The organism is Pseudomonas idahonensis (assembly GCF_037903935.1).
Taxonomy (GTDB): Bacteria; Pseudomonadota; Gammaproteobacteria; order Pseudomonadales; family Pseudomonadaceae; genus Aquipseudomonas; species Aquipseudomonas danubii.
The window spans coordinates 2,933,762-2,946,894 of the sequence record NZ_CP149586.1 but is presented as its reverse complement, the minus strand read 5'-3'; the positions used below and the strand labels follow the sequence as shown (position 1 = coordinate 2,946,894).

The following is a 13,133-nucleotide window of genomic DNA, read 5'->3' as shown; positions in this document are numbered from 1 at the left end:
GGCCTCGCACTCGTAGGAGCTGGCTTGCCAGCGAAGGCTCCGGCGAGCCTGGCACCAGGCTCAAGACCCTCTTCGCCGGCCAGCCGGCTCCTACTGGGAGCGGGCGCTGCGCCAGGCGTTGATCAGTTGTTCGAAGGTGCCCTGCACTTGCCGGATCAGGGTTTCGTCGTCGATCTCCCCCGCCAGCCACCCACGGCTCGGTTCCTGGAAAATCGTCCGGCCCACGGCAAAGCCACGGCAGGTCTGGCTGTTGGCGGCTTGCCGGAAGCCCTCGGCCAGGCACTCGGCCGAGGCATTCAGGCCCAGCAGCACCACGCCACGGCAGTACGGGTCACGCTCCTGGATCAGCTCGTCGAGCTTTTGCCACTCCTCGGCCGACTGCGCCTCGATCTTCCACCACGCCGGGTAAATGCCCAGGTTGTACAGGCGCTTGAGGCTGCGGTAGAGCACCTCGGGATGGGCCCCGGGCAGGTCCTTGGGCGGGATGATTTCCAGCAGCAGCTCGTGGCCGCTGACCTGGGACGCCTGATACAGGCCGCGGATCTGTGCTTCCTGCTCCAGGCGCAGCAGGGGTTCATCGTCCGGGTGATATTGCACCAGGCACTTGATGATCTGCTCCTGGGGCCAGGCGATCAGGTTGCTGCCCACCGAGCGCCCATGCTCGAAGGCCAGCGGCCGCGAGCCCTGCACCTCCACCGGACGCGCCACCCACCAGCCGCGTCCGGTGGCGGCATTCAGCGCATCCTGGCCGAAGCGCTGGTCGGCCAGCAGGCCGACATCGGCCGCCACGCCCTGCTCGCGCAGCAGTTGCTCGACCCGCTCCACCGCCTGGATAAACAGCTGCTTGAGGACGCTGATGCGCGTCGGGTCCTGGCCGCCCTGTTGCGCCAGTTCCACCAGTTGCCCACGGTGATCGAAGGCAAAGACGAACAATTGCTTCCAGGCCTTGCGCGGCACGCTGACCTGATGCAGGCGCTGCAGGATCGGGTCCTGGTCGGGACGGGTAATGGGCACCGGGCTGCTGAACAGGTAGTCCAGTTCGGCGCGGGTCGGCATGGCCGGGGCACAGGCATGGCGCGACACCACCAGGCCGCCGCAGGCGTTGGCCAACTGGCAGCAGCGCTCATCGCTGGCGTCTTCCAGCCAGCCACTGAGGAAGCCGGACATGAAGGCATCGCCGGCGCCCAGCACGTTGAGCACCTCCACCCGCACACCGGGATAGATCGCCCCGTCCTCCAGGCGCTGCGGAATCTCGCCGTGGATCACCGTGCACCCTTGCGGGCCGAGCTTGACCACCAGGGTCGCGGCGCTCAAAGAGCGCACCGTGCGCAAGGCCGTCAGCAGGTCTGCGCTGCCGCCGGCAATGAGGAATTCTTCTTCGGTGCCGACGATCAGGTCGAAGCGCGGCAGGATGCTTTGCACATGCTGGCTGACCTGGTGATCGGCGACAAACCGGGTCTCGCCGTCGGCCTTGCCCGCCAGGCCCCAGAGCACTGGCCGGTAGTCGATGTCCAGGACCCGCTTGACCCCGTGCTTTTGCGCGTAGTCCAGGGCCTGGAGGCTGGCCCGGTAGACGCCGTCGGTGGAGAAATGGGTGCCGGTGATCAGCAAGGCCTTGCTGGAGGCAATAAAGGCTTCGTCGATGTCTTCGGCGCGCAGCGCCATGTCCGCGCAGTTCTCGCGGTAGAACACCAGGGGGAAGGTTTCGCGGTCCTTGAGGCCCAGCAGGACCATGGCGGTGAGGCGTTGCGGGTCGACCTGGATGGCGCTGACGTCACAGCCTTCGCGCACCAGGGACTCCACCAGGAAGCGCCCCATGTGATCGTCGCCGACCCGGCTCAACATCGCCGACTTGAGGCCCAGGCGCGCGGTGCCGAAGGCAATGTTCGCCGACGAACCGCCGAGGTACTTGGCAAAACTGCTGACATCCTCCAGCCGCGCACCGACCTGCTGTGCATAGAGATCGACGCCCAGGCGTCCGAGGCAAATCAGATCCAATTGACGCCCACTGGCAAAACGAGTCTGGCCCATGCTGGCTCCTGTTATTTTTATCAGCCTGTGCTCGCCGCCCTTGGCAGGCGCCGAACACTCTTGGTGGATGCAGACTAAAACGTCTCTCGGCGCCAATCAATATTTTTTCTATAAGTTTTTTACGTGGAATATTTTTTCCATTAAACTTGTTCTAGCCTGAGCCAGAGGTCATGCATCGTTTCAGCAAGGTGCCGGCCGGCATCAGCCCGAAGATTTTATGGGCCCCTACCCTGTAGACTGCCGGCTGCCCACCTATTGTCAGGGGACGGGGCCACAGGCCGTTCCCATAAGCACAAGCCAGAAGGATTTTCTATGTCCCGCACCGATCAGCCGGCCTTGTCCGAGAGCACGCCCGAGAGCGACCTCGTCAGCCCTCCGATCAATGCCGAACGCCTGCTGCAACTGATCACCGAGGAATACGAGAGCCTGCCGCGCCAGCTAAAGCGCATTGCCAGCTACATGAGCCAGCAGAGCGACCGGATCATGGTCGACCGCATCAGCGACATCGCCCGGGAATGCGAAGTGCATCCCTCGGCCATCGTGCGCTTCTCCCAGCGTTTCGGCTTCAGCGGCTTCAGTGAAATGCAGGCACTGTTTCGCCAGGCCTACACCCACAAGGCCACGCCGGTACAGAACTACCAGCAGCGCATCCGCAGCATGATTGCCAACAAGTCGCAGAAAGCCAGCGGCGGCGACCTGGCTCGGGAATGCGTCAACGCCACCCTCTCGGGCATCGAGCGCCTGGGCCTGGAACTGGACGACACGGCCTTCGACAAGGCCGTGGACCTGGTGGTCAACGCCGACAACATCTACGTGGTGGGGGTGCGCCGTTCCTTCGCCGTGGCCGACTACCTGGTGTACAACCTGCAGCACACCAACAAGCGCATTCATCTGGTGTCGGGCCTGGGGGGCAGCTACCGCGAGCAGATGCGCAGCATCCGCCCCAACGACCTGGTGATCGCCATCAGCTTCACCCCCTATGGCAAAGAGACCCAGCACTGCCTGCGCATTGCCCAGCACAACCAGGCCAAGACCCTGATCATCACCGACAGCACCCTGTCGCCCCTGGCCAAGCGCGCCAACAGCGTGCTGCTGGTCAATGAAGGCAGCTCCTTCGCCTTCCGCTCACTGAGCGCCACCCTGTGCCTGTGCCAGGCGCTGTTCATCGCCGTGGCCTACCGCCTGGAACTGAAGATGGACGAGATCCACGAACAGGGCGGCTTCGACGACTAGCCCGTCCGACAGGACGAGGCCTGCAGCGCCAGGCCCTTGCGCAGCAGCTCCTTGCGCAGGATCGGCCGGGCCAGGCAATGCACGCCGTCCAGGGCGCTGCACTCCAGCAGCCGCTCCAGCTTGCGGGCACTGCCCGGGCTGCCGGTCAGCAAGTAGCTTTTGCCCTCACTGAGGCTGATCAGGTTCAACAGCCAGTCATCGCCCCACTGCCCCAGCACCTGCTCGATCAGGCTGCGCTGGCGCGCCAGCAGGTCCTCGCCATTCCACAGGGTCAGTTGGGCAAAGCGCCGCGGCAGGTTGCAGGAAGGTTCGAGGACTTTCAGGTCCTTGAGCAGGGCCTGCGCCAGTTGCGCTTCGATTTGCTGCTGGCATTGCTGGAAATACGCTTCGGGCCACTGCGGCCCCAGGCCTGCATGGGCGGCCAGGGCGGAATAGGCCTGGCGGTCCGCTGCGGTGCATCCCTGGTCGGTGAAGTTCAGGGTGTTGTCGAGGATTCCCGCCGCCAGCAATTGCGCGCTGTCGCGGCTGATCTTGGGCAGCAGCCCGGAATCGCGCCAGCGCTCATAGACCTGGGTGCAGGCGGCGCCGATCTGGCGGATATCGGCGTATTTGCCCAGGCGCTCGTCCCAGAAGGCCTCGAACCCGGGGTGATGGTCGATGACCTCGATCACCCGGGCGAGGTCCACCAACGGGTCCAGGTGCAGATGGTTGGAGATGTCCACCAGCACGAACTGGTCGGCGCCCTCCGGGACGTGGCGGTCCAGGCCCTTGAGCTGCTGGCGGAAATGGGCCGGGATGCTCTCGTTCAGCGGTGCGCTGCTCAGGGCCCGGGCCGGGCGGCCGCTGAGGTTGAGCAATTCGGCGTAGGCGATGCAGCCGGCGTAGGCGTCGATATCCAGATAGGCCGCACCGGCGGTGACAATGATCATGACGTCCGTGTAATCCACAAAGGCCGAAGGCCGGGGCGTCGAGGGTGCCCGAGCGAGATGACAGCCCGATGACCGTCAGGGCTCACCGCTCATGTTCCTGCCCCGCCTCGGCCACCAGCAGCGCCGCCAGACGCGCACCGCTGAAGCGGATCTGCGCCAGGCTCAGGGCCGCATAGCCGATGATCACCGCTGGTGCCCGGCGCACCTGCTGACAATGTTCAATCACCCCTTGCAGCAACAGGCCCTGCTCTGCCGCGCGCTGGCGAAAGCCCGCCTCGTCGCTGCCCGGCGGCAATTCCAGAAGCAGATGCAGCCCGGCCTGCTGGCCACTGATGCGGTAACAGCCGGGCGCCTCCCGCGCGAGAATCGCCAGCAGCAGGTCGCGGCGCTCCTGATACGCCTGACGCGCCGCCCGCAGGCAACGCAGAAAAGCGCCACTGGCGATGTAGTCGGCCAGGGCCAGCTGTTCGATCACCCCCACCGAGCGCCCGGTGTTCTGCAAGGTGGCCAGCAGCCGGGCACGCAGCGCCTCGGGCACCAGCATGAAGCCCACCCGCAAACCGGCGAACAGGGTCTTGTTGAAACTGCCGCAGTAGATCACCCGGTCATCCGGGTCCAGAGACTTGAGAGCCGCCAGGGGCGCGCTCTGGTAGTTGAATTCGCTGTCGTAGTCGTCTTCCACCACCCAGGTGTCGCTGTGCCGGGCCCATTCCAGCAGCGCCAGGCGCCGGGACACCGGCATGGTCATGCCCAGGGGCGCCTGATGGGCCGGGGTCACGTAGACCATGCGTGCATCGCGGTGGCCTTGCAGTTGCGCAACGTCGATGCCCTCCTCCTGCACCGGAATCGGCACCAGCCGCGCACCGGCCAGGGCAAACAGGCCCTGGGCCGAAAGGTAGCCGGGGTCTTCGATACACACCTTGTCCCCTGCACTGAGCAGGCTGCGGGCCAGCAGATCGAGGCCGTGGCGGATGCCGGTGGTGATCATCACTTGCCCGGCATGGCAGGCGATGCCGCGGTGCTGCCCCAGGTACTCGGCGATCTGCTGGCGCAGCGCCGGCAGGCCGGCGGGGTCGGCATCGCACAGCGATTGCGCCGTGGCGCTGCCCAGGGCTCGGGTCAGGGAACGGGTCCAGCGTTGCAGGGGAAACAGCGCCGGGTCGGCGAGTCGTGCCACAAAGGGCTGGCCGGCACGTACGCTCAGCGGCGGATACAAGGGCTCGTTGTCACGGGTGGCGGACGGTGCAACGCGTGCCGGGGTGCTCAGATACAGGTCCGGCACCACCGCGCAGACCCGGGTCCCGGAACCGCTGGCGCGACTCACATAGCCTTCGCTGCGCAGGCGGTCGAAGACCACTTCCAGGGTGCCCCGGGACAGGCCCCAGCGCTGGGCCAGGGTGCGGGTCGAAGGCAAGCGGCAGCCGGCCGGCAGGCGCTTTTCCAGGATCGCCTGACGCAAGGCAGCGTAGGCGCTGTCCTGCTTGCCCAGGGTTTCATCCATGCGCTCCGGCAGGGGCAGGTCGAGAGGCACGGGGTGTTTTCCACGGCTCATTGTTTTCCACGGCTCATAGTGGTCCAGTCAAAAGCGCTCTAAACGGTGCTCGGCATTAAACCATAAAGACCCTAATTTCAGCGCCGTCCCCCTTGCGCCGAGCCTGCCATGCCCCCCGTTGCCCCCTCCACCACCCGTTCCATCGCTATTGAACCCGCCCTCGCCCCCTGGCTCTGGACCTTGTTGCTGCTGGTGGTGGTCTGCCTGCCACGGATCAGCATCGACCTGTACCTGCCGGCGCTGCCGGCCATGGCCGACGACCTGGTGGCAAGCGACGCCCAGCTGCAACTGACCCTGAGCCTGTACATGCTCGGCTATGCCCTGTCGATGCTGCTGGGCGGGCCGCTGTGCGACCGTTATGGCCGACGCCCGGTGCTGCTGGCGGGCACGGCGCTGTTCCTGCTGGCCAGCCTGGCCTGCATGCTCGCCGCCAACGTCGAGGTGCTGATGGTCGCCCGCCTGGTGCAAGCGTTGGGCGGTTGCTGCGGCACCCTGATCGGCCGGGTCATGGTCCGCGACCGCTGCGCCCCCGAGGAGCAGCCGCGATTGCTCGGGTTGCTGTCCATGGGCATTGCCCTGTCGCCGATGCTGGCGCCGCCGCTGGGCAGCCTGATCGACCACCTGCTGGGCTGGCGCGGCTTGTTTCTGTGCCTGAGCCTGGTGGCCGCGGCGGCCTGGCTGCTGATGTACAAGCGCCTTGCCGAAACCCGCCCGCCCCAGCTCTGCCCCGTGGCCGCCAGAAGCCTGCCGCGCCTGTACCTGCGCCTGCTGGGGGAGGCCTATTTCATGCGCTACTCCCTGGCCATCGGCTGCCTGTACTGCACCTATTTCCCTTTTATCCTGCAATCGCCGGCGCTGTTGCAGCGCCAGCTGGGGCTGTCTTCCAGCGCTTATGCCCTGGTGTTCGCCGCCACCGTGGCCGGCTACCTGCTGGGCTCTCGGCTGTTCCAGCGCCTGGGGGTACGCCACAGCGCCGACCGCCTGATTGCCGGTGCCTGTGTGCTAAACCTGGCTGGCGCCGGCCTGCTGCTGCTTGCCCGCAGCCTGTGGCCCGACAGCCTGTGGGCAATCGTCCTGCCGATGCTGCCGCTGATGCTTTCGGTGGGCCTGGCGATACCCGCCTGCCAGTTGGCGATCCTGCAACCCTATGCGGCGGTGGCGGGCACCGCCTCGGGGCTGTTCTTCTTTATCCAGATGGCCATGACCGCGGGCTGCGGACTGCTTGCCAGCCTGTTGGCAGACAGCCCGGCCGGTTCGCTGCAAGCTCTGACCGGCCTGTTCAGCGTCGCCCTGGGCCTGGTCTGGTGGTGCCTGCGACCACGGCAGCGCTAGCACCTGTGGGCACGCGACGAGCACCTGCCGGTCGCCGATTACCTGCATTGCTGTAGCCGCTGCTGAGCCCGCGAAGCTGCGCAAAGGTCCGCAGGACCTTGCTTGATGATCGCCAGCCGAACCCGCAGCGGCCTCAAGAGCGCTGCGGCCCTTCGTGCCGTTCGCAGCCTGCGGCAGCGGCTACACAACCCCGTTCGGCATTGGCCCTGTAGCCGCTGCTGAGCCATGGCAAGGAGCTGTGCAAGGCCGATTCAATGCCGCTACATTAACCGCGCCTTCCCCATCCGTTGCGCCGTTCAAGACAAGGAAATATGCGATGAAACTCATTGGAATGCTCGATTCACCCTATGTGCGCCGCGTCGCCATCAGCCTCAAATGCATGGACCTGCCCTTCGAGCATCATTCGGTCTCGGTATTCAGCACCTTCGAGCAGTTCAAGGCCATCAACCCGGTGGTCAAGGCACCCACCCTGGTCTGCGACGGGGGTGAAGTGCTGATGGATTCGAGCCTGATCCTCGACTACCTGGAAAGCCTGGCCGGCCCGCAAAGGAGCCTGATGCCCGTGGCCCTGCCAGCGCGTTTGCATGAGTTGCGGTTGATCGGTCTGGCCCTGGCGGCCTGTGAGAAGTCGGTGCAGATTGTCTACGAACGAAAGCTGCGTCCGGCGGAGAAACAGCACGGCCCCTGGCTGGAGCGGATCGGCGGCCAATTGCAGGCCGCCTATACCGAGTTGGAACAGGAACTGCAGAAACAGCCCTTACCCCAGGACGGCGCCCTGAGCCAGGCCGGGATCAGCCTGGCGGTGGCCTGGAGTTTCAGCCAGATGATGCTGGCGGACCTGTTCGGCACCGAGCAATTCCCGGCGGTACGCGGTTTTGCCGAATACGCCGAACAACTGCCGGTGTTCCTCGACACCCCCGCCACCTGACCCACACAGCGCCATCACCGTAGCCAGCTTGCTGGCGAAGAGACTCGCGAGCCGTGCAGCGCTCTTGGAAACGCTTTCGCTGGCAAGCCAGCTCCTACGACAGTCCAACAGACCCTGCCCCCCGTAGGAGCCGGCTTGCCGGCGAAGAGGCCCGCGAGCCGTGCAGCGCTCTTGGACACGCTTTCGCTGGCAAGCCAGCTCCTACGCAAGTCCAACAGATCTCCGTGGGGATCTGTCAGGCCGGTTCGGGCTGTTTCTTCACCGGGGCAGTGGCGAAACGCCGGGCCAGGAACGGAGTGATGTCCAGCGGCAGGGCTTCGTCGTTCACCAGTTTGTCCAGCAGTACGCCGGTGATCGCCGAGGTCAGGATGCCGGTACGGAAGTGTCCACAGGCATTGAGGTAACCCTCGACCCCGTCCATCGGCCCAAGAATCGGCAACTCGTCCGGCGAGCCCGGACGCAGGCCCGCCCAGCAGCGCTTGAGGTTGACCTGGGCCAACTCGGGAATGCAGCGCACTGCCCCCTGCACCAGGCCGTTGATTTCCGGGTAGGTGGTGCTGACGTCGAAGCCCTTGTCCTCGGTGGTGCTGCCAATCAGGATCTCGCCGTTGTCCTTCTGCGCCATGTAGCAGTCGCTGGTGGTCAGGCAACCATTGAGCAGCTTGGGCATGCGCTCGGTGAGGAGGATCTGGCCCTTCACCGGCTTGACCGGAATCTCCACCCCAGTGGCCTGCAGGCTCAGCTCGGCGGCCCAGGCACCGGCGGCATTGATCAGGGTCGAGCAATGGAACAGCCCGGCCTCGGCGGTTTGTACTCCACTGACCCGATTGCCCTGGTGCAGGACCCCGGTGACGTTGGTGTTGAAGTACACATCCACGCCGTTCTGCCGTGCGCCTTCGGTGTAGGCATCAGTCAGGCGGAAGGGGTTGACCTGGTGGTCGCAGAGGAACTCCAGGGCGCCCTGGGCTTCGTGGCTGACCTTCGGCTCGGCGGCGCGCAGGGCCGCCTGGTCGAGCCAGCGCACTTGATCGGACAGGTGCGGGATGCAACCGACAATGTGTTCGGCGTACAGGCGGTCCTCGTCGTCATAGATGACGAACTTGAGCCCGGTCTGTTCGAACTTGAAGTCCATGCCGTGCAGGCCGATCAGTTCGCGGTGCAGGCGCGGGTACAGCTCGTTGGACTGCAGGGCGAAGTCGAAGAACGACTGCGGCAGGATGTGCGGGGTGCTGGAGTCCACCACCACCGCCGAACCCTGGGCCTCGCGCTTGCGGTTGGCCGACATCATGCGAAAGAAGATCACTCCGCAGCCCAGGCCCACCGACTCGCCGATGGCCCACAGGCCGCCGGCCGAAGCCCGGCTGGCGTTGCCCGGACGCTTGGCGTCGATCAGCGCCACTCTGAGGTCTTTGCGCTTGGACAACTGATAGGCGCAGGACGCCCCGATCACGCCGCCACCGGCAATCACCACGTCGTAATACTTACTCATGTCCGGGGACCTCCTGGTCTGGGGCTGCAAAGGCGGAAAACGGAATCGGGTCCAACGGGAAGCGCGGGCGAATCCAGCCCACATCCTTGCGTCCGGTGGCCTGGCGCAGGCGGTCGCTGCAATAGCCGACGCACATCCGCCCCTGGCAGTCGCCCATGCTCACCCGGGTGCGCATTTTCAGGCTGGCCATGTCCTGCACGCCCTGGCTCAGGGCGCGCTCGATATCGTTGCGAGTGGTGTGTTCACAGCGGCAAATCACCGTGTCGCCCTTGGGCAGGTCTATCTGCCCGGTGCCACGTGCGGTATAGCGGTCCACCGCGCCGCGAAAGCGCAGGATCGAGGCCAGTTTGCGCTCGTAGCCCTGGCGCCGTTGCAAGGCCGCCTCGTTGCTCAGCACATCGCGCTGCATGAGGATCGACAGCGCCGCAATGCGGCCGGTGAGCATCGCCGCTTCACCACCGCGAATCCCACCCATGTCGCCGGCCAGATGGATGTGCGGCTCGCTGCTCTGCTGCCAGGCGTTGGCGTTGGCCCGCAGATAGCCGTCATCGCTGAAGCCGTGATCCAGGCCCATCTGCTGGCTCAGTTGGGTGCGGGGAATGAAGCCATAACCCACCGCCAGGGTCTGGGCGGCGATGCGCTCGGCCTTGGCCATGTCCGGCTGCCAGTCGGCGGAATAAGGGGCAACCGTGACCACGCTCAAGGCGTCCTGGCCCTGGGCCTCGACCACGCCCCAGCCATAGCGCAGGGGGATGCTGTGAAGCTTGAGGTAGGCCAGCATGCTCAGGCCGTCGAGAAACAGCTGGGGCTTGTTCAGCAGGGCCAGGCTCTGCTTGGCGATCTTGCTCAAGGCACTGGCCTCGTAGACCCCGGCCACCCGCACGCCCGAGGCGTGCAACTGGCACGCCACCAGTGGCAGCAAGGGCCCGGTGCCGGCGATCACCACGGGACCTTGCGGCTTGACCACGCCGCTCTTGATCTGCAGTTGCAGGCCACCGAGCAACTTGACCCCCGGCAGCGTCCAGCCGGGAAACGGTACGCTGCGTTCATGGCAGCCGGCCGCCAGCAACAATTGCCCATAGGCCACCCGCTGCACCTGCTCGTCGGCATCCAGCAGCATCAGGCTGTCAAGGCCCTCGGCGCCGATCACCCGGTGGTTGAGGCGCACCTCGATCATCTGCTCGTGATCGGAAAATTCGCCGTGCAGCTTGGCCAGCGTCTCGCAGTAGCGCGGCCCCAGGTAATCCAGTTGCACGCCATCGCGCAGCGGGCCACGAAAGACCACGCCACCCAGGCGCGAGGCTTCTTCGATCAGGGTGCTGCGCACACCGTGCTTGGCCAGTTCGATAGCCGCCGCCATGCCCGCCGGCCCTCCGCCGACAATCACCGGGTTCAGGCTCATACCGTGGGCTCCGTCTCGCTGATGCGGTTGCTCAGGGTCTGCACCTGCATGCCCGGCTTGACCAGGGTCTGGCAGGCGCGGCGCTTGTGGCGGCCGTCGATCTGCACCAGGCAGCAATGGCACACGCCCATGCCGCAGTAGGCACCGACCAACTGTCCGTGATCATTGCGCGCCACCTGGCGCAGGCCGGTGGCCTGGATCACGCTGAGGACTGTTTCACCCAGGGCGGCAGTGACCGGCTGGCCGTTGAGACTGATGGTCATGTCCGCATGCTGCAGCGGCTGAATATCAAAATTGCGGTCTATCTGACGCATTGCGGTTCATCCGTGAGAAGTGAGTGGGGTTACCGGCATCCTGCCGCCTGGAGTCCTGGGGCAAGGACGCGGTCACACCGCGGTTCCGAAGAGGCTGTCAGAACCGAGCGCGGGCCAATCTAGTGCTTTTGTCCGACAGAAATATTGATCTGGGCCAAGCAAAAGGCCGGAGTGCACCCAAGCAGTGCATCCCCCTTCTCAAACTTGCGACACGGGGCACAAAAAAGCCGCTGCTGGCAGAAGCCGGCAGCGGCGCATGGACAACGGGTAACCCGTTTCGGGAGGGTGCTTAGTGCATGAAGATGGCGATCAGGATAATCACCGGGATCGGCACACCGAGGAACCACAACAGTAATGAGCGCATGGGAATTCTCCTGGGTCAGTGAACGGGAGTCGGGGCCACGGTGCGCGGCTGGACGTCGGTTTCAAACCAGACCACGGCATCCCGGCGGCGGCCACCGAAGGTCGCCGCCAGGCTGGCGAAGAAAGCCCCGCACAGCAGCGCGATGAACATCCACAACGACGACCAGGCGGCCACCTTGGCGGCGCTGTCGGCGGCCTCCTTGGCAGCTTGCTGGGCTTCATGCAGCGCTTGCTGGGTCTTGGCGAACACCTCGTCCACCCGGCGCTCGGCCTCGGCCTGGCTGAGGTCGGTGCGCTGGGCCACCAGTTGCGCCAGGTAGCGGCGATCCTCAGACGAGAGCTGACCGTCGTTGCTCAAGGTACGCACGAAGATCCGCGACACCGTGCCCCGCGCCGCGTCGTCGCTGACCGCTACCGGACGATCATCGCGGAACAGGCTGTCGACGAAATAGCCGTAATCGTCTTGGGAGCCCTGGGCCGCCGCATGACCGACCACTTGGGTCGCGGCGCTGGCGGCACCGGAAGCGACCTGGGCACCGGCCTGCACACCGCCGCTGATGACGCTCGTCACCGAGCCCACCACCAGGGTCGCAGTCACCAGGGTGGCCACGGCCCAGGCCAGGAAACCGTGGGCCGTGTCTCGGAAGTACACTTCATCGCCGTGCAGATTGGCCCACTTCACCCGCAGGCGCCCGGCGATGTAGCCACCCAGCCCGGCAGCGAGAATCTGCGTCAGGGCCAGCCAGACAATGCTGGAGATACCCAGGCCCTTGGCACTGATGCCGCTGCCGGCCCAGGGCGAAACCGCGGAAAAGCCCAGGCCGAAGCCCAGCAGTAAAAGGATCAGGGACAAGGCTGCGGCCGCCGCGGCGCCGGCGAAGATCGCCGCCCAGGACACCCCCGAGTAATGACTCGAGGCGTCCGCAGTGGCGAGCAAGTGTTCAGAGGGTCTGTTCATTGTTGTTCTGCTCCAGGCATGAAAAAGGCTGTTGCACGTCTCCAGGGGACAAGTGCAGTCAGCGTGCCAGTTGCACGAACTTTATAACTCGATGCATTTCAATGACTTGCGATCAGCTCCCGCGCCAGGGTCGTGCAATTTACCGGCCTGGGAGTTTTGTGGCGGGCGTTCTGCACGGCCCCCCTCAGGCGCGCTTGCTCAGGTAAAGCTCCCGGCCCCGGGTGTAGCACCAGTGCACCAGCAGCCCAAGGCCCCACAGCGCCAGCAGCAGGTTGGCCGCCAGCGTCAATGGCGCGATGCCCTGCCCCCACAAGGTAAAGAGCGGCAATGCCAGCCAGGCTGAACGGCGAAAGTCCAGCAGCCGCATGATGCCCGGCACTATCACCGCCATCAGGGCAATGACCAACACGTCCAGGCCGCGATACCCCAGCATCCAGCGCGCATAGCGGGGATCGGCGGCATAAGCCTGCAGATAGCCAGGCAGGCGCAGCGCCAGATCCACGGCCAAACTCAACAGCAGGCTAGCCACCGCCAGCCACAGCAGCCCCTTGAAACGTGATGCGTATTTCATTGCATGACACCTTGATACAGAGAAGCTCAGT

General features: G+C 65.4%; 11 protein-coding genes. 3 read left to right on the top strand and 8 right to left on the bottom strand.

Annotation, left to right across the window (positions count from 1 at the left end):
- Positions 1-90: 90 nt before the first annotated feature.
- Entirely contained in the window at positions 91-2,031 is a 1,941-nt protein-coding gene (locus WIN67_RS13465; protein WP_339071442.1) for a bifunctional 5-dehydro-2-deoxygluconokinase/5-dehydro-2-deoxyphosphogluconate aldolase, read from the bottom strand.
- Positions 2,032-2,343: 312 nt separating this feature from the next.
- Here WIN67_RS13465 and WIN67_RS13460 point away from each other — a divergent pair, with 312 nt between their 5' ends.
- A complete protein-coding gene (locus WIN67_RS13460; protein WP_102879756.1) occupies positions 2,344-3,264 on the top strand; it encodes a MurR/RpiR family transcriptional regulator in 921 nt (306 codons plus the stop codon).
- Here WIN67_RS13460 and WIN67_RS13455 read toward each other — a convergent pair.
- On the bottom strand, positions 3,261-4,193 hold the full coding sequence (locus WIN67_RS13455; RefSeq protein WP_339071441.1) for a DHH family phosphoesterase: 933 nt from the start codon (positions 4,191-4,193) through the stop codon (positions 3,261-3,263). The genes WIN67_RS13460 and WIN67_RS13455 overlap by 4 nt on opposite strands.
- Before the next feature lie 82 nt (positions 4,194-4,275).
- Complete coding sequence (locus WIN67_RS13450) at positions 4,276-5,745, bottom strand: PLP-dependent aminotransferase family protein (protein ID WP_339071440.1); 1,470 nt, start codon at positions 5,743-5,745, stop codon at positions 4,276-4,278.
- A 108-nt stretch (positions 5,746-5,853) separates the two neighbouring features.
- Between WIN67_RS13450 and WIN67_RS13445 the strand changes: the two genes are divergently transcribed.
- Complete coding sequence (locus WIN67_RS13445) at positions 5,854-7,077, top strand: multidrug effflux MFS transporter (protein ID WP_339071439.1); 1,224 nt, start codon at positions 5,854-5,856, stop codon at positions 7,075-7,077.
- Between the two features lie 316 nt (positions 7,078-7,393).
- Positions 7,394-8,005 (top strand): glutathione S-transferase, encoded by a 612-nt coding sequence (locus WIN67_RS13440; protein WP_339071438.1) that lies wholly within the window; start codon positions 7,394-7,396, stop codon positions 8,003-8,005.
- 235 nt (positions 8,006-8,240) lie between these two features.
- Here WIN67_RS13440 and hcnC read toward each other — a convergent pair whose 3' ends face one another.
- The 5 genes from hcnC to WIN67_RS13415 form a co-directional block, all read right to left on the bottom strand.
- The gene (gene hcnC, locus WIN67_RS13435) at positions 8,241-9,494 is read right to left on the bottom strand and encodes a cyanide-forming glycine dehydrogenase subunit HcnC (protein ID WP_102864439.1); all 1,254 of its coding nucleotides are present in this window, start codon (positions 9,492-9,494) and stop codon (positions 8,241-8,243) included.
- The gene (gene hcnB / locus WIN67_RS13430; protein ID WP_102864438.1) at positions 9,487-10,896 is read right to left on the bottom strand and encodes a cyanide-forming glycine dehydrogenase subunit HcnB; all 1,410 of its coding nucleotides are present in this window, start codon (positions 10,894-10,896) and stop codon (positions 9,487-9,489) included. Before hcnB ends, hcnC begins: the two co-directional genes overlap by 8 nt.
- Positions 10,893-11,210, bottom strand: a complete 318-nt coding sequence (gene hcnA / locus WIN67_RS13425; protein ID WP_102864437.1) for a cyanide-forming glycine dehydrogenase subunit HcnA — start codon at positions 11,208-11,210, stop codon at positions 10,893-10,895. Before hcnA ends, hcnB begins: the two co-directional genes overlap by 4 nt.
- Before the next feature lie 379 nt (positions 11,211-11,589).
- The gene (locus tag WIN67_RS13420; RefSeq protein WP_339071437.1) at positions 11,590-12,531 is read right to left on the bottom strand and encodes a hypothetical protein; all 942 of its coding nucleotides are present in this window, start codon (positions 12,529-12,531) and stop codon (positions 11,590-11,592) included.
- 184 nt (positions 12,532-12,715) lie between these two features.
- On the bottom strand, positions 12,716-13,102 hold the full coding sequence (locus WIN67_RS13415; RefSeq protein WP_339071436.1) for a hypothetical protein: 387 nt from the start codon (positions 13,100-13,102) through the stop codon (positions 12,716-12,718).
- Between the last annotated feature and the right edge of the window lie 31 nt (positions 13,103-13,133).

Coding starts and splice junctions, on each gene's coding strand:
- hcnC (WP_102864439.1), bottom strand. CDS start 9,494: ATGAGTAAGTATTACGACGTGGTGATTGCCGGTGGCGGCGTGATCGGG.
- hcnA (WP_102864437.1), bottom strand. CDS start 11,210: ATGCGTCAGATAGACCGCAATTTTGATATTCAGCCGCTGCAGCATGCG.
- hcnB (WP_102864438.1), bottom strand. CDS start 10,896: ATGAGCCTGAACCCGGTGATTGTCGGCGGAGGGCCGGCGGGCATGGCG.
- WIN67_RS13460 (WP_102879756.1), top strand. CDS start 2,344: ATGTCCCGCACCGATCAGCCGGCCTTGTCCGAGAGCACGCCCGAGAGC.
- WIN67_RS13465 (WP_339071442.1), bottom strand. CDS start 2,031: ATGGGCCAGACTCGTTTTGCCAGTGGGCGTCAATTGGATCTGATTTGC.
- WIN67_RS13415 (WP_339071436.1), bottom strand. CDS start 13,102: ATGAAATACGCATCACGTTTCAAGGGGCTGCTGTGGCTGGCGGTGGCT.
- WIN67_RS13445 (WP_339071439.1), top strand. CDS start 5,854: ATGCCCCCCGTTGCCCCCTCCACCACCCGTTCCATCGCTATTGAACCC.
- WIN67_RS13455 (WP_339071441.1), bottom strand. CDS start 4,193: ATGATCATTGTCACCGCCGGTGCGGCCTATCTGGATATCGACGCCTAC.
- WIN67_RS13450 (WP_339071440.1), bottom strand. CDS start 5,745: ATGAGCCGTGGAAAACACCCCGTGCCTCTCGACCTGCCCCTGCCGGAG.
- WIN67_RS13420 (WP_339071437.1), bottom strand. CDS start 12,531: ATGAACAGACCCTCTGAACACTTGCTCGCCACTGCGGACGCCTCGAGT.
- WIN67_RS13440 (WP_339071438.1), top strand. CDS start 7,394: ATGAAACTCATTGGAATGCTCGATTCACCCTATGTGCGCCGCGTCGCC.